The 20834-nt window shown below is 63.7% G+C and carries 17 protein-coding genes; 9 read left to right on the plus strand and 8 right to left on the minus strand.

Features of this window, described 5'->3' with window-relative positions; genetic code table 11:
- Positions 1-41 precede the first annotated feature (41 nt).
- The 3 genes from DMX10_RS23520 (at position 42) to DMX10_RS23530 (ending at position 4369) form a co-directional block, all read left to right on the plus strand.
- Positions 42-1238, plus strand: coding sequence for an osmoprotectant NAGGN system M42 family peptidase (locus tag DMX10_RS23520; protein ID WP_111263355.1), 1197 nt, complete (start codon positions 42-44; stop codon positions 1236-1238).
- A gap of 63 nt (positions 1239-1301) precedes the next feature.
- The gene (locus DMX10_RS23525) at positions 1302-4058 is read left to right on the plus strand and encodes a hybrid sensor histidine kinase/response regulator (RefSeq protein ID WP_111263356.1); all 2757 of its coding nucleotides are present in this window, start codon (positions 1302-1304) and stop codon (positions 4056-4058) included.
- A 68-nt stretch (positions 4059-4126) separates the two neighbouring features.
- Positions 4127-4369, plus strand: coding sequence for a YheU family protein (locus DMX10_RS23530; RefSeq protein ID WP_111263357.1), 243 nt, complete (start codon positions 4127-4129; stop codon positions 4367-4369).
- 51 nt (positions 4370-4420) lie between these two features.
- Here the strand turns inward: DMX10_RS23530 and DMX10_RS23535 are convergent, their stop codons facing one another.
- The 5 genes from DMX10_RS23535 to DMX10_RS23555 form a co-directional block, all read right to left on the minus strand.
- Complete coding sequence (locus tag DMX10_RS23535) at positions 4421-4831, minus strand: VOC family protein (RefSeq protein ID WP_111263358.1); 411 nt, start codon at positions 4829-4831, stop codon at positions 4421-4423.
- A 10-nt stretch (positions 4832-4841) separates the two neighbouring features.
- A complete protein-coding gene (locus DMX10_RS23540) occupies positions 4842-5273 on the minus strand; it encodes a YciI family protein (protein ID WP_111263359.1) in 432 nt (143 codons plus the stop codon).
- A gap of 300 nt (positions 5274-5573) precedes the next feature.
- Positions 5574-6890 (minus strand): ATP-binding protein, encoded by a 1317-nt coding sequence (locus DMX10_RS23545; RefSeq protein ID WP_111263372.1) that lies wholly within the window; start codon positions 6888-6890, stop codon positions 5574-5576.
- A gap of 53 nt (positions 6891-6943) precedes the next feature.
- Positions 6944-7621, minus strand: coding sequence for a response regulator (locus tag DMX10_RS23550; RefSeq protein WP_111263360.1), 678 nt, complete (start codon positions 7619-7621; stop codon positions 6944-6946).
- Between the two features lie 54 nt (positions 7622-7675).
- Positions 7676-8281 carry an outer membrane beta-barrel protein gene (locus DMX10_RS23555; protein ID WP_111263361.1) on the minus strand — a complete coding sequence of 202 codons (606 nt, stop codon included), beginning with the start codon at positions 8279-8281 and terminating at the stop codon, positions 7676-7678.
- A gap of 448 nt (positions 8282-8729) precedes the next feature.
- On the opposite strand from DMX10_RS23555, the gene DMX10_RS23560 reads away from it, so the two are divergent.
- A complete protein-coding gene (locus DMX10_RS23560; RefSeq protein ID WP_111263362.1) occupies positions 8730-9449 on the plus strand; it encodes a 4'-phosphopantetheinyl transferase in 720 nt (239 codons plus the stop codon).
- Positions 9450-9641: 192 nt separating this feature from the next.
- Here the strand turns inward: DMX10_RS23560 and DMX10_RS23565 are convergent, their stop codons facing one another.
- The 3 genes from DMX10_RS23565 to DMX10_RS23575 all read right to left on the minus strand — a co-directional run bounded on the left by DMX10_RS23565 (position 9642) and on the right by DMX10_RS23575 (position 12592).
- Positions 9642-11261, minus strand: coding sequence for an ATP-binding protein (locus DMX10_RS23565; protein WP_111263363.1), 1620 nt, complete (start codon positions 11259-11261; stop codon positions 9642-9644).
- Entirely contained in the window at positions 11258-11800 is a 543-nt protein-coding gene (locus tag DMX10_RS23570; RefSeq protein ID WP_111263364.1) for a GNAT family N-acetyltransferase, read from the minus strand. Before DMX10_RS23570 ends, DMX10_RS23565 begins: the two co-directional genes overlap by 4 nt.
- Positions 11801-11866: 66 nt before the next feature.
- The gene (locus DMX10_RS23575) at positions 11867-12592 is read right to left on the minus strand and encodes a response regulator (protein ID WP_111263365.1); all 726 of its coding nucleotides are present in this window, start codon (positions 12590-12592) and stop codon (positions 11867-11869) included.
- 715 nt (positions 12593-13307) lie between these two features.
- Between DMX10_RS23575 and DMX10_RS23580 the strand changes: the two genes are divergently transcribed.
- The 5 genes from DMX10_RS23580 (at position 13308) to DMX10_RS23595 (ending at position 20443) form a co-directional block, all read left to right on the plus strand.
- Positions 13308-16196 (plus strand): ribonucleoside-diphosphate reductase subunit alpha, encoded by a 2889-nt coding sequence (locus DMX10_RS23580; protein ID WP_111263366.1) that lies wholly within the window; start codon positions 13308-13310, stop codon positions 16194-16196.
- A 426-nt stretch (positions 16197-16622) separates the two neighbouring features.
- Positions 16623-17879: a ribonucleotide-diphosphate reductase subunit beta gene (locus tag DMX10_RS23585; protein ID WP_111263367.1), complete on the plus strand. Its 1257-nt coding sequence runs from the start codon at positions 16623-16625 to the stop codon at positions 17877-17879.
- Between the two features lie 112 nt (positions 17880-17991).
- Positions 17992-18942 carry a 5'-nucleotidase gene (locus tag DMX10_RS23590; RefSeq protein ID WP_111263368.1) on the plus strand — a complete coding sequence of 317 codons (951 nt, stop codon included), beginning with the start codon at positions 17992-17994 and terminating at the stop codon, positions 18940-18942.
- A 185-nt stretch (positions 18943-19127) separates the two neighbouring features.
- Positions 19128-19790: a hypothetical protein gene (locus DMX10_RS32600; protein WP_158545622.1), complete on the plus strand. Its 663-nt coding sequence runs from the start codon at positions 19128-19130 to the stop codon at positions 19788-19790.
- Between the two features lie 119 nt (positions 19791-19909).
- On the plus strand, positions 19910-20443 hold the full coding sequence (locus DMX10_RS23595; protein WP_111263369.1) for a transposase: 534 nt from the start codon (positions 19910-19912) through the stop codon (positions 20441-20443).
- The last annotated feature ends 391 nt before the right edge of the window (positions 20444-20834 follow it).

Here is a 20834-nt window from a genome sequence, read left to right on the forward strand (position 1 = left end):
GTCCCGGGCCCATGGGCCCGGCACCTCGCAAAGGAGACGCCATGACTGCCAGAAAACTCCCCGAACCCGACATCAACTACCTGCGCCAGGTGCTCCTGGAGATGCTCGCCATCCCCAGCCCCACCGGCTTCACCGACACCATCGTGCGCTACGTCGCCGAGCGCCTGGAGGAGATGGGCATCCCCTTCGAGCTGACCCGTCGCGGCACCATCCGCGCCACCCTGCTGGGCCGGCAGAAGAGCCCCGACCGCGCGGTGGCGGCGCACCTGGACACCATTGGCGGCATCGTCCGCCAGATCAAGGACAACGGCCGCCTGGCCCTGGCGCCGGTGGGCTGCTGGTCCAGCCGCTTCGCCGAGGGCAGCCGCGTCAGCGTGTTCACCGACACCGGGGTGATCCGTGGCAGCGTGCTGCCGCTGCTGGCCTCCGGCCACGCCTTCAACACCGAAGTGGACAGCATGCCCATCAGTTGGGACCACATCGAACTGCGCCTGGACGCCTACAGCTCGACCCGCGCCGATTGCGAATCCCTCGGCGTGTGCATCGGTGACTTCGTCGCCTTCGACCCGCTGCCCGAGTTCACCGAGAGCGGCCACATCAGCGCCCGCCACCTGGACGACAAGGCGGGCGTCGCCGCCCTGCTCACCGCGCTCAAGGGCATCACCGAAGCCAAGCTGGTGCCGCCCATCGACTGCCACCCGCTGTTCACCATCACCGAGGAGATCGGCTCCGGTTCCGCCGGCGCGCTGCCGTGGGACGTCAGCGAATTCGTCGGCATCGACATCGCCCCGGTCGCCCCCGGCCAGCAGTCCAGCGAGCACGCCGTCAGCGTCGCCCTGCAGGATTCCGCCGGCCCCTACGACTACCACCTCTCGCGGCACCTGCTGAAGCTCGCCGAGAAGAACGTCATCCCCGTCCGTCGCGACCTGTTCCGCTACTACCACAGCGATGCCCAGTCGGCGATCGCCGCCGGCCACGACACCCGCGCCGCCCTCCTCGCCTTCGGCTGCGACGCCACCCACGGCTACGAGCGCACCCACATCGACAGCCTGGAAGCCATGGCCCGCCTGCTGGGCGCCTACATGATGAGCCCGCCGGTGTTCGCCAGCGACGCCGACGCCGCGCAGAACTCCCTGGAGCCGTTCAGCCACCAGCTGGAACACACCGCGCAGATGGAAAACGACACCCGCGTACCGACTGTCGGAAGTCTCGTGGGCAAGGGCGAAAGCGACGCTTGAAGGCCACCTCACATAAAGGCAAAGTGCCAGGCCACGGGTGAATAAAAACAATGGGGTGAAAGGATGCCTCGCCTCTGTCTGGCGCTCTTGCTGTTCTGCCTCACCGGCCAGGTCTGGGCGCTGCAAAGCGCACCCCTGGACCGCGAGGACCTGCGCCTGTCGCTGAGCCCCTTCATGGGCTACCTGGAAGACCCCGAGGGCAAGCTGCAGCTCGCCGACCTGCGCCAGTTGCCGGACGAAGCCTTCACCCCGGTGCACGGCGAGCACGCGAACATGGGCAAGAACAGCTCGGTCTGGTGGTTCAAGGTGCGCCTGGTCAACAGCCGCCAGCACCCGCTGTCGGGCTACCTGGAAGCCAACTACCCGCTGCTCGACCACATCAAGGTCTTCCTCTTCGAACCCGACGGCCACCTGCAGGAGCAGGAGAGCGGCGACAGCTTCGCCTTCGCCCAGCGCCCGGTGCAGGTGCGCAACTTCTGGTTCCCCCTCGACCTGCAGCCGGGCACCAACACCCTGCTGCTGCGGGTGGAAAGCACCAGCACCCTCTTCGTGCCGCTGTTCTTCAGCACCTACGGCGCCAGCGCGGCGGCGCAGGAAAACCTCATGGGGTTCAACGGCGCCTTCTACGGCGTGCTGTTCGCCATGTTCTTCTACAACCTGTTCCTCTACATCTCGCTGCGCGAGTCGGCCTACCTCTGGTACCTGGCCTACAACCTCAACGTCGGCCTGCTGGCCGCCTGCTTCGACGGCATGCTGTTCAAGCTTTTGCCCGAACACGTGGCCTTCCAGTCGGTGAGCATCTACATCCTCATGTACCTGCACTGCCTCACCGCCGTGCAGTTCAGCCGCCACTTCCTCCACGCCAAGCAGTACTTCCCGCGCCTGGACACGACGCTGCGGGTGGCGATGCTGGCGACCCTGGCGGTGTTCGTCTCGGCACCGGTGATCGGCCTGCAGGCCTGGAACATCCTCGCCAGCCTCACCGTCTCGGCCGTCTCGCTGCTGCTGCTGCTGGCCGGCATCTACGTCTGGCGCCGGGGCGTGCGCTACGGCTCCCACTACACCCTGGCCTGGGGCATCCTGCTGTTCGCCTTCATCCAGGCCACCACCGGCTCGCTGGGCGTGGAGGTGCTGGGCATCTTCGGCGCCACGGTGGTGAAGATCGGCGTGACCATCGAGCTGATCACCCTCTCCATCGGCCTCGCCGACCGCATCAACACCCTCAAGGAAGAAGGCTTCCGCTCGCGCCAGGCCGCCGAGCAGGCGCATGTCGAGAGCCGCGCCAAGAGCCGCTTCCTGGCCAAGATGAGCCACGAGATCCGCACCCCGCTCAACGGTGTGCTGGGCATGCTGCAACTGCTCAAGGAAACCCCGCTGGACCGCAGCCAGCGCTTCTACGTCGACACCATCTCCAGCTCCGGCAGCGCATTGATGGCGGTGATCAACGACATCCTCGACTACGCCCGCATCGAGTCCGGCAAGCTGACCCTGGAACACATCGAGTTCGACCTGGAGCAACTGCTCTCCGACACCCTCAGCCTGTTCACCGCCCAGGCCCTGGACAAGCGCCTGCGCCTCTACATCAGCCTGGAGAGTGGCGTGCCACGGCGCATCAAGGGCGACCCCACGCGCCTCAAGCAGGTGCTGATGAACCTCTTGAGCAACGCCCTCAAGTTCACCGCCGAGGGCCATGTGGCGCTGAACGTCTGCCGCCGCTCCAACTCACTCGGCGAGCCGCACCTGATCTTCGCCATCAGCGACAGCGGCATCGGCATCCGCAACGAGGCGCTGTCCCAGCTGTTCGACTCCTTCGCCCAGGGCGACTCCAGCACCACCCGCCGCTACGGCGGCAGCGGCCTGGGCCTGGCCATCAGCAAGGAGCTGGTGGAAATGATGGGCGGGCGCATCGAAGTGCAGAGCACCGCAGGCCAGGGCACCCGCTTCGCCTTCGACATGCCCCTGCAGGAAGGCACCGAGGAAGACGACGAACTGCTGCGCCTGCTCAAGGGCAAGACCGCCCTGCTCACCTCCCTCGACGGCCTCGGCCTCGACGCCCTGAGCCGCCTGCTGGGTCGCTGGGGCATGCGCACCGAGCGCTGCCAGACCCCCGAGCGCCTGCACGAGTACCTCGACGACTTCGCCGTGCCGCCGCTGCTGGTGCTGGTGGCGCCCTGGCCGGGCAGCGCCGCGCACTGGCTCGACTCCCTGCGCCCGCGCCTGGAGCCGGGGCAGCGCATCCTCCTGCTGTGCCCGCCCGAGCAGTGCCAGAACCTGCCCCAGAGCAACGGCCTGCGCCTGATCGCCATGGCCCAGCCGCTGGCCGTGGTGCCCCTGCGCGAAGCCCTCGCCGACCTCTACCAGGAACGCCGCCAGGAGCCGCGCCCGATCCTCAGCGAGGCCTTCAGCGACGCGGGCTCGGCGCCCTGCATCCTGGTGGCCGAGGACAACCCGGTGAACCAGCTGGTGGTGCAGGGCTTCCTGCGCAAGCGCGGCTACCGCGTGCGCACCGTGGCCAACGGCGTGGCCGCGGTGAACGAATACGAGCGCGAGCCGGCCGGCGTGCAACTGATCCTGATGGATTGCGAGATGCCGGAGATGGACGGTTTCGAGGCGACCAGGCGCATCCGCCAGTTCGAGCGCAGCCGCCAGTTGCCGGCGGTGCCCATCGTCGCGCTGACCGCGCACATCCTCGACGAACACCGCGACGCCGGCGCCGAGGCCGGCATGGACGACTTCCTCGGCAAGCCGCTGGACAGCGCCCTGCTCTTCGCCACCCTCGACCGCCTGCTGGTGCGCCAGGGCCAGGAGCACTCGGCCTGAGCCGACGCCCGCGCATGGCGTCGCGGCGGTCATCGCGCTAGGATCGCCGCCTGCCCCCGAGGTCCACCATGCTGATTCCCCACCACCTGCTCGAAGCCGACACCCTGACCCGCCTGATCGAGGACTTCGTCACCCGCGACGGCACCGACAACGGCGACGAAACCCCGCTGGAAACCCGCGTCGCCCGCGTCCGCCATGCCCTGGAGAAGAAGCAGGCGGTGATCGTCTTCGACCCGGACAGCCAGCAATGCCAGTTGATGCTGCGCAGCGAAGTGCCGAAGCAATTGCTCGAGTCCGCCGAGGACGAGTGACAGCGCCCGACGAAACCGACGCCCGACACAGTCGCTGCGCGTTTGCGCGGCTTACTGATCCTTCTCGCAGTTGACCATCCACGGCACGCCGAAGCGGTCTTCGAGCATGCCGAAGCGGGCGGCCCAGAAGGTCGCCTCCAGCGGCATCTGCACCTTGCCACCGGCCGAAAGCGCGGCGAACACGCGCTCGGCTTCCTTGATGGAATCGACGTTGAGCGACACCGAGCAACCACGGATGCCGTCGTAGGGGTGTTCCGGCGTGGTGTCCGAGGCCATCAGCGACTGGTCGCCGACGCAGAGGCAGGCGTGGATGGCGCGGTCGTGGAACTCTGCGGGCACGTGTTCGGCCGCCGGGGATTCGCCGAAGGTCATCACCTGCAGCTCGCCGCCCAGGGTCTGGTGGTAGAACTCGAAGGCCTCGCGGCAGTTGCCGGCGAAGATCAGGTAGGCATTGATACGCATGGTCGTCTCCTTATTGTTGTTGGCTGGCGGCCATCTGGGCGCGCTGGCGTTCTTCCTGCTCACGCAGCTCGGGGGTGAATTCGGCACCGAAGTCTTCGGCGGTGAAGATCTGGCGGATCTCGATGTCCGACTCGCCGCTCATCGGGTTGGGGCAACGCTTGACCCACTCGATGGCCTTCTCCAGGGATTCCACTTCCCAGATCCAGTAGCCGGCCACCAGCTCGCGGGTCTCGGCGAAGGGACCGTCGGTCACCGTGCGGCTGCTGCCGGAAAAGGTCACCCGCGCCCCCCGGGAACTGGGGTGCAGCCCTTCGCCCGCCTGCATGATGCCGGCGTCGATCAGTTCCTGGTTGTACGCGCCCATCGCGGCGAGCAGCTCTTCGCTGGGCATTTCGCCGGCTTCGGATTCCTTCGTCGCCTTGACCATCACCATGAATCGCATCGTGTCGCTCCTTCTGTCAGGTTTCATGCCCGCCAGGCTGGCGGTTCTGTCCATTAGTCGAACGGGCTTCGCCGGTTTCGACAACCCGTCGAAAAAAATTCGCGCGCATCGCCCCCCACGTGGATGCACGCGGGCGCGGAGGCGCATCACAGCTTAGTGGGTCTTCGGAATCACGCAGGTGACAGGAGGGACGGAACGCCGGACGGCGCCCCGTGGATGAGCACCAGGAGCCCCCTGCCAGCGCCGCGAACAGCCGCCACCAGGAAGAAAGCCGGATGAGCGGGGAAAACCCGCCACCCCTCAGTGCAGCGGCAGGCGGATGCGGAACTCGGCGCCGCCGAGGCTGGAGTCGTCCAGCGCCAGCTCGCCGTCGAAGCTCTCGACGATGTCGCGGACCACGGCGGTGCCGATGCCCTGGCCGGGGTGCTGGGCGTCGAGGCGTTCGCCGCGCTTGAGGATGCGCGCACGCTGGTCCACCGGCACGCCCGGGCCGTCGTCCTCCACCCGCAGCTCGCAGAAGCCGGCGCCCTGCACGGCGCTGACGCGGATGCGGCCGAGGCACAGGCGGTAGGCGTTCTCCAGCAGGTTGCCGAGCAGCTCCAGCAACGCGCCCTGCTCCACCGGCACGTCGAGGGCGGGGTCGAAGGCGCGTTCGACCTGCACCTTCTTGTCGCGGTAGACCTTGTCCAGCGCCTCGCAGAGCAGGTCGAGCAGCGGCGCCAGGCGCACCCGGTGGCGCACCAGGCCGCTCTTGCGCAGGGTGGCGCGCTGCAACTGGTAATCGACCTGCTGGCTCATGCGCTCGATCTGGCTGCGCAGCACATGCGCCTGCTCGGGGTTGGCCGACTTGTTGATGGTCTCGCTGACGCCCTGCAACACCGAGAGCGGGGTCTTCAGGCTGTGGGCCAGGTCGTCGAGGGAATTGCGGTAGCGCTCGCGCTGCTGGCGCTCGCTTTCCAGCAGGCGGTTGAGCGAACCGGTGAGGCGCAGCAGTTCGCGCGGGTGCTCCTCGCTGAGGGAGTCGCGGGCGCCGGCTTCCACCTGGTCCAGCTCCTCGCTGAGCCGGCGCAGGCTGCGGAAGCCCCAGGTGAGGCCGAACCAGAGCAGGGTCAGGAGCAGCACCAGGGCGGCGCCGAGCCAGAGGTAGAGCTGGTGGACGAAGCCGTCGTGCATCACCTGGTAGTCGCTCATCGGCTGCATGGTGACCACGCTGAAGGCGGCGGCCTGGCCACGCAGCAGGTCGATCTCCACGTCGTAGACGAAGAACTCGCGGCCGCGCACATCGTGCACGCGGGTGAACTCGTGGCCACGGCCGTCGTAGCGCGGCTCGTAGTGCACGGATTCATCGGCAGAGGAACGCGACTGCCAGACCAGCCGGCCTTCGCTGTCGTAGATGTAGCCGAGCTGGGTGGCGTCGAGGTTGTCGAATTCCTCGTCGGGCAGCTTGTCCGGCATGTCCAGGCGGCCATCGACGATGCGCGCGGCGGCGATCAGGGCACTGGCGTCGGCGGCCAGGCGCTTCTCGATGGCCTGGTCCAGGGCGTAGTCGAAGGCGCTGCGCAGCAGGGGCAGCAGCACCAGCATGAACAGCACCGCGAGCGCCGTGGCGCCCAGCATCAGGCGCAGGCGCAGGGAAAACCCGGCGCGACGGCGGGGGCTGGCCGCGTGGCTCAACGGCAGCGCTCGGTGAACAGGTAGCCCTGGCCGCGCACCGTCTCGATGGGCTTGAAGCCGTGCTCGCCCTCCAGCTTGCGGCGGATGCGCCCCACCAGCACCTCGATGACGTTGGGGTCGCGCTCCTCGTCGCCGGGGTAGAGCTGCTCCATCAGCCGCTCCTTGGCCACCACCTGCTGGTGATGGCGCATGAGGTATTCGAGGATGCGGTATTCGTAGGCGGTCAACGCCATGGGCGCGCCGTCGATCTGCGCCTGCTTGCGGTTGAGGTCCAGCAGCAGCGGGCCGGCCTCGATGGTGGACTGGACGAAGCCCGAGGAGCGCCGCAACAGGGCGTTGAGGCGCGCCTCCAGCTCTTCGAACTGGAACGGCTTGACCACGTAGTCGTCGGCACCGGCGGCCAGGCCTTCGACCTTGTCCTGCCAGTTGCCGCGCGCGGTGAGTATGAGGATGGGAAAGACCTTGTCGCTGCTGCGCAGCTGGCGGATGAGATCGAGGCCGCTCATGCCGGGCAGGCCGAGGTCGATCACCGCCAGGTCGTGGTGGTACTCCTTGGCGCGGTACAGCGCCTCTTCGGCGTCGGCCACCGCGTCGACCACATGCCCCTGCTCGCCGAGGCGCGTATGGAGGTGATGGCGCAGCAGCGCCTCGTCTTCCACAACCAGCAATTTCATCTGCATTTCCTCAGGCAAGGGCCGGGCGCTGGGCCCGGCCGTGCGTGGCACTGGTCAGAACTTGTAGCTGGCGCCCAGGTAGGCCTGCGAGCTGCTGTGCAGGTCCAGCGAGCCGAGCTTCTCGCCACCATGGGGCGCGACTTCGGTGCTGGCGTTGGTGCGCAGGTAACGATAGCCGGCCTCGATGGAGGTGTTCTTGTTCAGCTGCTGGAGGATACCGGCCTGCAGGCCCGCTGCGTAGCCGATGTCGCTGTCGCGGCGCATGCCGACACCGTCCTGTTCCAGCTTGACCAGGCCCAGGGTGGCGCCACCGAACAGCTTGGTGTTGTTGTCCCCCAGGGGCAGGAAGACGTCGTAGCTGCCGAGCAGGTTCTGCTGGCGCAGCTTGTTGCCACGGTCGGTGTCCGAGAAGTTCTCGTAGGTGGCGTAGTAGCGGCCGTTGTCATCCATCTGGCCGGCGCGTACGCCCCAGGTCCCGGTCTTGTGGATCACCTTGTCCAGGCTCGGGTCACCGAGGTTGGCATTCAGCGCCGAGGAGTTCTGGATGTTGTTGTTGGTCTGGCCCCAGGTGAGGCCGACGAAGGGGTCGGCAGCCTGGGCGGAAGTGGCGGCGAAGGCCAGGCCGGCGGCGAGAGCGATAGGAGTCAGGATGGTTTTCATGAGGCGTTCCTCCGATGGATTTCGATTCGTGCTTGAACACGGGAGCCATCTTGCCGGCGGGGCACTGAACCGCCCCTGAACCCTCACTGAACCTCGGCTGAACGATCTGCAATGGACACGAGGACGCGCGCGGGAGTGACGGGTTGGCGGAAAGTCCTCGGCACAAACCGTCATCCCCGCGAACGCGGGGACCCACTGAATACGCCGCCCGGGGCAAAAAAAAACGGGAGCCCCAAAAGGGCTCCCGTTCTCGATTCAGAGAAAACGCCCGGAGTCGACCAGTGGCCAGGACTCCAAGCTACAACCTCACCTGCGTTCCAGAAGAAACGCGCCGCTAGTCTGGCAAATAGGCCGCCAGGCATCCGTTTAGCTTTGGTAACCCGATTGCAAACATATGTAACCGGCACGGGCGCTGGCTCCCGTCGGGCCGGCACGGCAGAATGCGCCCATGACGCCTGCCCTCCCCGCTTTCTGCACCCCGCTGGATGCCGATTGGCCCTTCGCCACCGCGCTGCCCGGCATCGCCCTGCGCGCCTGCCGCTTCGACCCGGCGCAGCTCGCCGACCACGACTTCGACCGTTGCGCCATCGCGGCGCCCGCCAACATCCAGCGCTCGGTGGCCAAGCGCCGCGCCGAGTACCTGGCCGGCCGCCTCTGTGCCCGGGCGGCGCTGCTGCCGCTGACCGGCCGGGCGGACGTGCCGGGCACCGGCGAGGACCGCGCGCCAATCTGGCCGGCGGGCATCAGCGGCTCCATCACCCACGGCGCCGGCTGGGCCGCGGCGCTGGTGGCGCGCCAGGCGGACTGGCGCGGCCTGGGCCTGGACATGGAGCAGCGCCTGGAAACCGAGCGCGCCCTGCGCCTGGCCGAGGAGATCCTCACCCCTGCCGAGCTGCAACGCCTCGCCCTGCTTCCCGCCGAAGAACAGGCCGAGCGCGTGACCCTGACCTTCTCCCTCAAGGAAAGCCTGTTCAAGGCGCTCTACCCGCTGGTGGGCAAGCGCTTCTACTTCCACGACGCCGAGCTGCTGGCGGTGGACGGCACCACACAAACCGCGCGACTGCGGCTGCTGATCGACCTGGCTGGGGAGTGGATGACGGGCAGCGAGCTGGAGGGGCATTTCCAGTTGTATGACGACCGGCTGCTGAGCCTGGTGGCGGTGCGCTGATCAGCGCCTGAGCCTGCGGGCTTCGTCCCTTTTTCTTGATCGGCTTCCTCGTGCGGTTGAACCACTCTCACAAAAGCCCGACCCGGCCTCGACGCAGGATGGGGCGGGCGGCGTTCCGCGAGGTACGAAACCCATCGTTTCGGAGGTGATGGGTTTCGCGAAGCTCTACCCATCCTACGGGCTGTGTGCAATCTACGGCGGCAAATCCCCATCGCCCTGGCGGCGGGGCCAGACCAGGCTGAAACGTGCGCCACCGAGACCATCGCTGCGGCCGATCTGCGCGCGGCCGGCATGCCAGTAGATGATCCGCCGCACGATGGAGAGCCCCAGGCCGTGGCCGCCGGAGGCGCGGGTGCGGCTGTCGTCGAGGCGCAGGAAGGGGGTGAAGATGCGCTCCCAGTGGCTTTCCGGCACGCCGGGGCCGTCATCCTCGACATCGATGCGGCAGCGCTTGTGGCCGATCTGGTAGCTCAGCCGCACCCGCGATTCGGCGTGGCGCATGGCATTGCTCACCAGGTTCTGCAGGGCGCGGTGCAGGTAGCGCGGCTCGGCCTCGACCCAGGCGCCCTCGCCGCTGGCGGTGAGGCACTGGCCGCGCTCCACGCGCACGGCGACGCGCAGCGGGGCGAGTTCGGCGATCACCTGGTCGAACAGCGCATCCAGGTCCACGCGCTGGAAGTTCAGCGCCGGCGTGCCCTGCTCCAGGCGGGCGTAGGTCAGCATCTCGTCCACCAGCTTGTCGAGCTCCTGGATGTCGCCGTCCATGCCCTCCATGTACTTGCGCCGGGCGCTCTCGGTCTCCGCGTCGGCGATCATCTCCAGACCGAAGCGCAGGCGCGCCACCGGTGTGCGCAGCTCATGGGAGACCGCCCGCACCAGCTCGCGCTGCACCGACAACAGCTGCTGCAACTGCTCGGCCATGCCGTTGAAGGCCGCCGCCAGGCGCCCCACCGAGTCGGCGCCCCTGGCCGGCACGCGGGCATCCAGCTTGCCGTGGGCGATACGCGTGGCGGCGCTCTCCAGGCCCAGCAGGCGGCGCTCCAGCTGACGCACCAGCAGGTAGATGGTCAGGCCGATGAAACTCAGGCCGAGCAGGCCGATCAGCACCAGCAGCTCCGGCGGGTAGGGGTTCATCAGGTACAGCGGGCCGATCTCCAGCACCCAGGGCGTGTCGACGATGCCGGCGAAGATGCGCACCGAATCGCCGCCCTTGCCCAGGGCCATCACCGTGTCGCCCTCGTCCACGCGGCGACGCTGGTCCTCATCCAGGTCGGCGTCCTTGAGGGTGATCAGGTGCAGGTCGAAGCCGAACTCCTTGCCCTCCTTCAAGGCCGCCAGGCGCTGGGGCTGCTCGCGCACCGGGAAGCGCACCAGCTCGTCGATCAGCAGGTAGACGGTGGCGCGCGCCAGCTGCTCGCTGATCTGCTGCACCTCGCCGGTGAGCACCAGGTGCTCCTGCTCGCTGACCAGGCTGTAGACCTTGGCGGCGTGGGGGCCGGTCTGCTCCACCAGCACCTGCTTGCGCAGCACGCGGCTGCGCACGCCGCTGTCGAGGCGATCCTCGTCCAGGTCCTGCAGCGCCAGGGGGATGCCCATCAGCCGGCTCCACAGCACCAGGGCGCGACGCCGCTCGATGGCGGTCATGGGCTCGAGGTTGTCGGACATCAGGCGGAAGGTGCCGCGCGCCAGGCTCTCGCGGTACTGGTCGGCGCGCACCTCGTTGACCTGGTGGAAGGTGAACACGCCCAGCAGCGCCACCAGCACCAGGGTGATCAGCAGCCCGCCGTAGATGCGCAGGAAGATCGAGTTCATCGACGCCCACCGTCACGTTCGAGCAGGCCGAAGCAATCCAGGCTGAGGTAGCGCCCGTCCTTGTACTCGCACTCGCGGCGCACTCCCTCGTGGACGAAGCCCAGGCGGCGCAGCAGGCCGCTGCTGGCACCGTTGTCGGTGTCCACCACCGCCTCGATGCGGTGCAGGCGCATGGCATCGAAGCCGTGGCCGATCGCCGCCTCCAGGCATTCGCGCATCACCCCGCTGCGCCAGTGCTCGGGCATCAGCCAGTAGCCGAGCTCCGCACGGCGATGGCTGTGGTCCCAATCGTGGTAACCGCAGGCGCCGAGCAACTGCTGGGGGTTGTCGCGCCGGCAGATGCCCCACCAGAGGCCTGTGCGCTCGCGAACCAGCGAGCGGTACCAGTCCATCTGCACCCGGGTGGCCTCCAGGCTGCCGTAGGAGACGCCGTAGTAACGGATCACATCCGGGTGGGAGAGGCCCAGGAAGATGGCGCGGGTGTCGGCCCGGCCAATTTCCCGCAGGCGGAATCGGGTGGTTTCTAGGGTGGGAAACATGGCGCTCTCGGCTGGAGAATGGAGCGCCTTCGTCCCGAAGCGGAGCGGCGCCTCCTTATATAAGGCTCAAAGCAGGCCTTCGGCCGCCTCCCTGACGAATAGATAGCCCTTGCTGCGCACCGTCTTGATCAGGCGCGGGTGCATGGGGTCGTCGCCGATCTTCGGGCGGATGCGCGAGATGCGCACGTCGATGGAGCGATCCTGGCCGTCGTACTCGATGCCGCGCAGGGCGTTGAAGATCTCCTCGCGCGAGAGGATGCGCCCGGCGTTGGCCGCCAGCAGCCAGAGCAGGTCGAACTCGGCGCTGGTCAGCTCGATGCTGCGCTCGTTGAGCCAGGCCTCGCGCATGGCGTTGTCGATCACCAGCGGGCCGAACTCCAGGCGCCGCACGTTCTCCTCGACAGGCTCGGACAGGCCGCCCTCGCTGCGCCGCAGCAGCGCGCGGATGCGCGCCAGCAGCACGCGCGGGCGCACCGGCTTGCACACGTAGTCGTCCGCGCCCATCTCCAGGCCCAGCACCTGGTCCATGTCGTCGGTGCGCGCGGTGAGCATGAGAATGGGGCCGTCGTAGCGGCCACGGACCTTGCGGCAGATGGACAGGCCATCCTCGCCGGGCAGCATGAGGTCCAGCACCACCAGGTCGGGCTGGTCCTTGAGAATGCGCGCCACGGCCTGGCCACCATCGGACTCGATGGCCACTTTCAGGCCGTTGCCCTCGAGGTACTCGCGGGTCAGCTCGGCCAGTCGTTGGTCGTCCTCGACGATGAGGATGCGCCAGGATTCTTGCTCCACCACGTACTCCTAATAGACTGCATCAAGGCCGTGAAACGGGCGGCATTGTAGCAACGCCCCGCATTCTGCACAGTGCATGCCAAAAACCCCACGAAACACTAGATATTGTGTTAGCGTGCGCACCGTCCGACATCCTCGAAACAGCCCGCTCCAGAGTGTCGCAGCCGCGACGAACGGCGTACGCCAGGCCCCACGAGGGCTACCGCAAACTCTCCCCGCCTCACCCACAATTCACCCACAAGTTATCCACAGCTTTTCCAGTTCCCCTCGCCTTGCAATACCCCCCAGAGCGCATTATCTTGTACCCCCATCACGCCAGACCCCTACATATTGGGTTTGGCTAGATCACGGGACACAATCAGAATCAAGCACGAAATGCCTTTTTCGCAGGCTTCGAACCCCGTGATGCATTAGGAGTCCAACCCGCTGCGCGGCCCCGGCCGACAGTGCCGGCCCGGGACACGAATGACGTGACTGGAACCGGAAGAACGGTGTACCACCCCAGGGTGTCGCACCACTAGGTATTGTGTTTGTCGCTGCGCCTTAACACAGCGACCTTAGACTTGCTGGGCCAGGGAGGCATTCGAGTCCCCTGCCCTTCCTGCCTTGTAGTAAGCGCCACGAACCCGGCCCCGGCCGAGCCAGCGGCGTTTGTAAAACGGAATGACGGACGCTCACGCGCCCGACTCAACAAATAGAGAACATGGAGACCCCCATGCAGACCGAAACCACTCGCGAGAACCCGCAGGCCAACGCGCCGCAGGCAGCCGATTCCACCCAGGATCTGGCCGCCACCGCGCCCGGCCAGCTGCGCGTGATCAAACGCAACGGTACCGTCGTGCCCTACACCGACGACAAGATCACCGTTGCCATCACCAAGGCGTTCCTCGCCGTGGAAGGCGGTACTGCCGCTGCCTCTTCGCGTATCCATGAAACCGTCGCGCGCCTGACCGAACAGGTCACCGCCACCTTCAAGCGTCGCATGCCCTCGGGCGGCACCATCCACATCGAAGAGATCCAGGACCAGGTCGAACTGAGCCTGATGCGCGCCGGCGAGCAGAAAGTCGCCCGTGACTACGTCCTGTACCGCGAATCCCGCGCCCAGGCCCGCAAGAGCGGCGCCGCCGACATCGCCCAGCCGCACCCGAGCATCCGCGTGACCCGCGCCGACGGCAGCGTCGTTCCGCTCGACCTGGGCCGCCTCAACACCATCATCAGCGAAGCCTGCGAAGGCCTGGCCGAAGTCGATGGCGACCTGATCCAGCGCGAAACCCTGAAGAACCTCTACGACGGCGTGGCCGAGAAAGACGTCAACACCGCCCTGGTGATGACCGCCCGTACCCTGGTAGAGCGCGAGCCGAACTACTCCTACGTCACCGCCCGCCTGCTGATGGACACCCTGCGTGCCGAAGGCCTGGGCTTCCTCGGCGTGGCCGAGAGCGCCACCCACCACGAGATGGCCGAGCTCTACGCCAAGGCCCTGCCGGCCTACGTCGAGAAAGGCGCCGAGTTCGAACTGCTCGACCCGCAACTGAAGACCTACGACCTGGAGAAACTGGGCCGCGCGCTGAACCACGAGCGCGACCAGCAGTTCACCTACCTGGGCCTGCAGACCCTGTACGACCGCTACTTCATCCACAAGGACGGCATCCGCTTCGAACTGCCACAGATCTTCTTCATGCGCGTGGCCATGGGCCTGGCCATCGAAGAGAAGAAGGACCGTGAAGAGCGCGCCATCGAGTTCTACAACCTGCTGTCGTCCTTCGACTACATGAGCTCGACCCCGACCCTGTTCAACGCCGGCACCCTGCGTCCGCAGCTCTCCAGCTGCTACCTGACCACCGTGCCGGATGACCTGTCGGGCATCTACAGCGCCATCCACGACAACGCCATGCTGTCCAAATTCGCTGGTGGCCTGGGCAACGACTGGACCCCGGTCCGCGCGCTGGGCTCCTACATCAAGGGCACCAACGGCAAATCCCAGGGCGTCGTGCCCTTCCTGAAAGTAGTCAACGACACCGCCGTTGCCGTGAACCAGGGTGGCAAGCGCAAGGGCGCCGTCTGCGCGTACCTCGAAACCTGGCACATGGACATCGAAGAGTTCATCGAGCTGCGCAAGAACACCGGTGACGACCGCCGCCGCACCCACGACATGAACACCGCGAACTGGATTCCGGACCTGTTCATGAAGCGCGTGTTCGACGACGGCCCCTGGACCCTGTTCTCCCCGTCCGACGTGCCCGACCTGCACGACCTCACCGGCAAGGCCTTCGAAGAGCGCTACGAGTACTACGAAGCCATGGCCGGCTACGGCAAGATCAAGCTGCACAAGACCATCGCCGCCAAGGACCTGTGGCGCAAGATGCTCTCCATGCTCTTCGAGACCGGCCACCCGTGGCTGACCTTCAAGGACCCGTGCAACCTGCGCAGCCCGCAGCAGCACGTGGGCGTGGTCCACAGCTCCAACCTGTGCACCGAGATCACCCTCAACACCAACAAAGACGAAATCGCCGTGTGCAACCTGGGTTCCGTGAACCTGGTGAACCACATCGTCGACGGCAAGCTGGACACCGCCAAGCTCGCCAAGACCGTCAAGACCGCCGTACGCATGCTCGATAACGTCATCGACATCAACTACTACTCGGTCCCGCAGGCGAAGAACTCCAACCTCAAGCACCGCCCGGTTGGCCTCGGCATCATGGGCTTCCAGGACGCGCTGTACCTGCAGCACATCCCCTACGGTTCCGACGCCGCCATCGACTTCGCCGACAAGTCCATGGAAGCCATCAGCTACTACGCCATCCAGGCGTCGTGCGACCTGGCCGACGAGCGCGGTTCCTACGAGACCTTCGACGGCTCGCTGTGGAGCAAGGGCATCCTGCCGCTGGACTCCCAGCAGATCCTCATCGAGGCCCGTGGCCAGAAGTACATCGACGTCGACCTGACCGAGTCCCTGGACTGGGCCCCGGTACGTGCTCGCGTACAGAAAGGCATCCGCAACTCCAACATCATGGCCATCGCACCGACCGCCACCATCGCCAACATCACCGGCGTGTCGCAGTCGATCGAACCGACCTACCAGAACCTGTACGTGAAATCGAACCTCTCCGGCGAATTCACCGTGATCAACCCCTACCTGGTTCGCGACCTCAAGGCCCGCGGCCTGTGGGACCCGGTCATGGTCAACGACCTGAAGTACTACGACGGCTCCGTGCAGCAGATCGAGCGCATCCCGCAGGACCTCAAGGACCTGTACGCCACCGCGTTCGAAGTGGAAACCAAGTGGATCGTCGACGCCGCCAGCCGCCGCCAGAAGTGGATCGATCAGGCCCAGTCCCTGAACCTCTACATCGCCGGCGCCTCGGGCAAGAAACTCGACGTCACCTACCGCATGGCTTGGTACCGTGGCCTGAAAACCACCTACTACCTCCGTGCCCTGGCCGCCACCAGCACCGAGAAGTCCACCATCAACACCGGCAAGCTCAACGCGGTTTCCTCCGGTAGCGATGAAGGCTTCAGCGCAGCGCCCGCCGCCGCGCCGGTACCGGCTCCGGTGCCGCAAGCGTGCTCGATCGACAACCCCGACTGCGAAGCCTGCCAGTAACGGTCCGCGGAGCGGCCATCGCGTTGTTGGCCACCAGGCCGGCCCCCATCACGTACAGCCGTACGCTCAGGGGCTCCGGCCTGGCAGCCGCCTAGCGCTGACTCGCACCGAGAACCGTTAAGGCTGGATCGCAGTAGCCCTCTCCTCTCCCCCACCGGGAGAGGAGTCAGGGAAGCAGTAACAGCACCACCGAATTTCATGGCCGCTCCCTTATAGAGAGAAGCCACACGCGCAGGCCCAGGCCGCGCAGCAAGACCGAACACCGTCAACCGCGAACGCGGCATCCATCGGGCAGCTGACACAGACGCCCGTGACCAGGCCCCGGCGGACAAGCAGTTCGGCAGTAAAAGCTTCAGCGTGCACCCACCCACGCACCATTTACCCAGGCCGGCAGAGAACGGCCGAACCAACCAGGAGAGAGGACAGATGCTCAGCTGGGACGAATTCGACAAAGAAGACGCCGCCGCACCCGCCGCCGCCCAACCCAACGCCGCGACCAACGCCGCAGCCGCTGCCGGCGCCGACAAGCTCGATGACGAGGCCGCCGGCTCCGTACAGGACGCCCGCGCCGTATCCGCCGCTGACTCCGACGCCGTCGCCCGCGCCAAGAAGGCCCTCGACGCCCTCGACATCCAGGAAGGCCTGGACGACCTCGAAGGCGCCTCCGCGCGCGTACAGGTCGGCGACAAGCAAATGATCAACGCCCGCGCCGACCTCAACCAGCTCGTACCCTTCAAGTACGACTGGGCCTGGCAGAAGTATCTGGATGGTTGCGCCAACCACTGGATGCCGCAGGAAGTGAACATGAACGCCGACATCGCTCTGTGGAAGAGCAAGGACGGCCTCAGCGAAGACGAGCGCCGCATCGTCATGCGCAACCTCGGCTTCTTCTCCACCGCCGACTCCCTGGTCGCCAACAACCTGGTGCTCGCCGTCTACCGCCTCATCACCAACCCCGAATGCCGCCAGTACATCCTGCGCCAGGCCTTCGAGGAAGCGATCCACACCCACGCCTACCAGTACTGCATCGAGTCGCTGGGCATGGACGAGGGCGAGATCTTCAACATGTACCACGAGATCCCGAGCGTCGCTAAGAAGGCGTCCTGGGGCCTCAAGTACACCCGCTCCATCTCCGACCCCGAGTTCAAGACCGGCACCCCGGAGACCGACCGCCAGTTCCTGCGCAACCTCATCGCCTACTACTGCGTACTGGAAGGCATCTTCTTCTACTGCGGCTTCACCCAGATCCTCTCCATGGGCCGCCGCAACAAGATGACCGGCACCGCCGAGCAGTTCCAATACATCCTGCGCGACGAATCCATGCACCTGAACTTCGGCATCGACGTGATCAACCAGATCAAGATCGAAAACCCGCACCTGTGGGATGCCGCCATGAAGGACGAAGCCACCCAGATGATCCTCCAGGGCACCCAACTGGAAATCGAATACGCACGCGACACCATGCCGCGCGGTGTACTGGGCATGAACGCCGCGATGATGGAGGACTACCTCAAGTTCATCGCCAACCGCCGCCTCACCCAGATCGGCCTGAAAGAGGAATACCCGGGCACCACCAACCCGTTCCCCTGGATGAGCGAGATCATGGACCTGAAGAAAGAGAAGAACTTCTTCGAAACTCGAGTGATCGAGTACCAGACCGGCGGTGCGCTGAGCTGGGATTGATTCCGGGTCGAACCATTAGGACTACATAAAACGCTTTGCCTGATACGGATTTTCGGGGTAGCGAAGAAAGACAAAACCCCGCCTTTGTGCGGGGTTTTTTTTGGAGTTTGCAATGCCTTATGAACTTGATAACAGACTCGTAATCGGGCTTGCCTCAAGCGCTCTATTTAACCTAGAGGAGTCTGATTACGTCTTTAGAACTGAAGGAGAGGACGCCTATCGAGAGTACCAAAGGAAAAACCATAACAACCCTCTTCCTCACGGCGTTGCATTCTCGTTCATTAGAAGACTTCTATCTCTCAATAAGCTGAACCCCAAAGACCCACCAGTGGAAGTGATTTTGCTTTCAAGAAATGACCCCGACACCGGAATGAGAGTGATGAAATCTATTGAGCATCATTCCCTGCCTATGACCAGGGCTGTGTTCCTACAAGGTAGGTCGCCTCAGAATTACATCCCTGCGTTAAAAATCAGCCTATTTCTCTCAGCAAATGAAACCGACGTCAAACAAGCAATGATAGCGGGCTATCCAGCCGGCCAAGTATTGAAGACATCTGCATACGATGAGCCTGACGATAAAGAGCTAAGAATTGCATTTGACTTTGACGGTGTGATCGCAGACGACCAAGCCGAATCTGTATTTCAGAAAACTCAAAATCTTTCAGACTTCCATAAGCACGAGCAAAGCCTTGTGAATACCCCTCACAATCCCGGCCCATTAGCAGAATTTCTAAAAAAGATATCGGTGATACAAAAGCTTGAGCAAAAAGAGCAGCTAGAAAATCCGGCCTACACCCCTGTTCTTAATATCAGCATCGTTACAGCGAGAAATGCACCGTCACATGAGCGAGTAATCAACACAATGCGCCATTGGAATATACGAGTAAATGAAGCATTCTTCTTGGGTGGAATAGAAAAGAGATCTGTCCTCGAGGTTCTCAAACCTCATATATTTTTTGATGACCAAAGACTTCATCTTGACCCTGCGTCAGCGGCCCTTCCATCAGTTCACATTCCTTTTGGAATAACCAACAAAAAGCATGTAAAGCCATCAAGCAAATGAACCATACAAATCAGATAATCAACCAATACCACCAGTGCTTTGAATCTTACTCAGGAATAATAACCATAAAATCCTTATGGACCTGGCTATCTTTCATTTCGACCATCCTATTTTTTCTATCCTTTTATTGGTATGCAGTAAAGAATTCCGCGCCATTTGCAGAAACCAAACAAAGTAACAGACTTTTGGTAAGCATAATTTTCGAGGTCGCTGCTATTATTTGCTGGCTCAGACTACAGACACTTAGAGACCGAGCTGTAATAAAACGATGCCAAAAAGCATTTCGAACAAAAGAAAATGACATAGACAAGCTTAAAGAAATGTGGCTGGGATATACCTTTAACGCTCCCAGAACCGCATACCTAAAAATAGCAGAAGAAATTGATAAAATAATTACGCTTCAAGAAAAATACAGACCAAGCCTTGACATAAACAAAAAAAACCTAGCAGAACTAATATTCTCAAGCGACTCTAAAAACAGGACATTAGCAATGCTGATAGCTCTTTGTGCAGGCACAATAGCTCTCTCAATAGCAGGAGGAGCAAGAATTGACGATATTTTTATTTTTTTTGAGGGGAAAGATTTTCTAGAATTACTACTAACAACCATCACCATATCGGCATTCATCATATTTCTCTTCGCAATACTACGCTACCTGCTATTGGTACTTCTCTTACCCCTAGAAGCCTTTTTCTACAGCCCCAAAAATACAAACCCAAAAAGAGCAGGCATATTAATAAAGCAATTGATCAAGTCCCATCAATTCCAGAAAGCTCACATCAAAATAAATAACACAAAAATAACCATCCTAAACTCAAGCTCAGAGCGACTCACGAACGTTCCATAGTAGAAGAAATATATATTCTGACAGCCATATTGAGAGTCAATTTCAACGCGTAGGGTGGATGACGCTCTTCTCATCCACCAGCTCTTCCACCCGCAACACCAATGGCTCAAGGAGGGGTCATGTCCAACTACCGTCGCGCCCGGATGCGCGGGGGCACCTACTTCTTCACCGTCAACCTGCGTAACCGGCACAGCGACCTGCTGGTCCGCGAAATCCACCTGCTGCGCACCGTGGTACAGGCGGTCAAACACCGCCGCCCCTTCCATATCGATGCCTGGGTCGTGCTCCCCGAACACATGCACTGCCTCTGGACCCTGCCACCGGGCGACGACGACTTCGCCATGCGCTGGCGCTCGATCAAATTCGCCTTCTCCAAACGCCTGGCCAACACCGAATCCCGCACCGAGGCTCAACGCACCCGGGGCGAACGCGGCATCTGGCAACGCCGCTATTGGGAACACCTGATCCGCGACGACCTCGATTACCAACGGCACTTCGAATACATCCACATCAACCCGGTGAAACACGGGCATGTGCGGCGGGTGTGCGATTGGCCGTATTCGAGTTTTCACCGGGCGGTGCGGGATGGCATTTACCCGCTGGATTGGGCCGGTGATGGCTTGGTGGACGACGCTATTCGCTGGGGAGAATGAGGCGGGTTCGGGCCTCATCTGGTGGATGAAAAGAGCGTCATCCACCCTACGCTGCCTTCACGTTTCCGCTCGCCGATCAGCCATTTCCCACGCGGTAACTGCATTGCCACTTTCCGGGTGCGCCCATAGCCTCCGTACCCGGCGCCTAAGAAACGCTCAATCACCTAGCGGCTAGACCGCTCCCGAAAGTTCAGCGGCTTTTTTGTGCTCGCGGCATACTCGCGCACGCAAAAACCTCTGTTATGTCGGGAGTGGACTAATACAAGACCCGAAAGGGGAATACGTCCGGCCCTCTAGGTGGGGTTTCTTAACTCCCGACGCCAACAGCCCTGAGAAAGCTGTCTGACCTAGCAGAGGTAATGGATATGTCTGACTCCACCCACCCCCGCCC

It is taken from the genome of Pseudomonas sp. 57B-090624 (genome assembly GCF_003234055.1).
GTDB lineage: Bacteria > Pseudomonadota > Gammaproteobacteria > Pseudomonadales > Pseudomonadaceae > Metapseudomonas > Metapseudomonas tohonis.

Excerpts from the sequence above, each read along its gene's own strand:
- DMX10_RS23580 (WP_111263366.1), top strand. The coding sequence starts at position 13,308 with ATGCAGACCGAAACCACTCGCGAGAACCCGCAGGCCAACGCGCCGCAG.
- DMX10_RS23565 (WP_111263363.1), bottom strand. The coding sequence starts at position 11,261 with ATGAACTCGATCTTCCTGCGCATCTACGGCGGGCTGCTGATCACCCTG.
- DMX10_RS23530 (WP_111263357.1), top strand. The coding sequence starts at position 4,127 with ATGCTGATTCCCCACCACCTGCTCGAAGCCGACACCCTGACCCGCCTG.
- DMX10_RS23585 (WP_111263367.1), top strand. The coding sequence starts at position 16,623 with ATGCTCAGCTGGGACGAATTCGACAAAGAAGACGCCGCCGCACCCGCC.
- DMX10_RS23535 (WP_111263358.1), bottom strand. The coding sequence starts at position 4,831 with ATGCGTATCAATGCCTACCTGATCTTCGCCGGCAACTGCCGCGAGGCC.
- DMX10_RS23595 (WP_111263369.1), top strand. The coding sequence starts at position 19,910 with ATGTCCAACTACCGTCGCGCCCGGATGCGCGGGGGCACCTACTTCTTC.
- DMX10_RS23550 (WP_111263360.1), bottom strand. The coding sequence starts at position 7,621 with ATGAAATTGCTGGTTGTGGAAGACGAGGCGCTGCTGCGCCATCACCTC.
- DMX10_RS23590 (WP_111263368.1), top strand. The coding sequence starts at position 17,992 with ATGCCTTATGAACTTGATAACAGACTCGTAATCGGGCTTGCCTCAAGC.
- DMX10_RS23555 (WP_111263361.1), bottom strand. The coding sequence starts at position 8,281 with ATGAAAACCATCCTGACTCCTATCGCTCTCGCCGCCGGCCTGGCCTTC.
- DMX10_RS23520 (WP_111263355.1), top strand. The coding sequence starts at position 42 with ATGACTGCCAGAAAACTCCCCGAACCCGACATCAACTACCTGCGCCAG.
- DMX10_RS23540 (WP_111263359.1), bottom strand. The coding sequence starts at position 5,273 with ATGCGATTCATGGTGATGGTCAAGGCGACGAAGGAATCCGAAGCCGGC.
- DMX10_RS23570 (WP_111263364.1), bottom strand. The coding sequence starts at position 11,800 with ATGTTTCCCACCCTAGAAACCACCCGATTCCGCCTGCGGGAAATTGGC.
- DMX10_RS23560 (WP_111263362.1), top strand. The coding sequence starts at position 8,730 with ATGACGCCTGCCCTCCCCGCTTTCTGCACCCCGCTGGATGCCGATTGG.
- DMX10_RS23545 (WP_111263372.1), bottom strand. The coding sequence starts at position 6,890 with ATGCTGGGCGCCACGGCGCTCGCGGTGCTGTTCATGCTGGTGCTGCTG.
- DMX10_RS23525 (WP_111263356.1), top strand. The coding sequence starts at position 1,302 with ATGCCTCGCCTCTGTCTGGCGCTCTTGCTGTTCTGCCTCACCGGCCAG.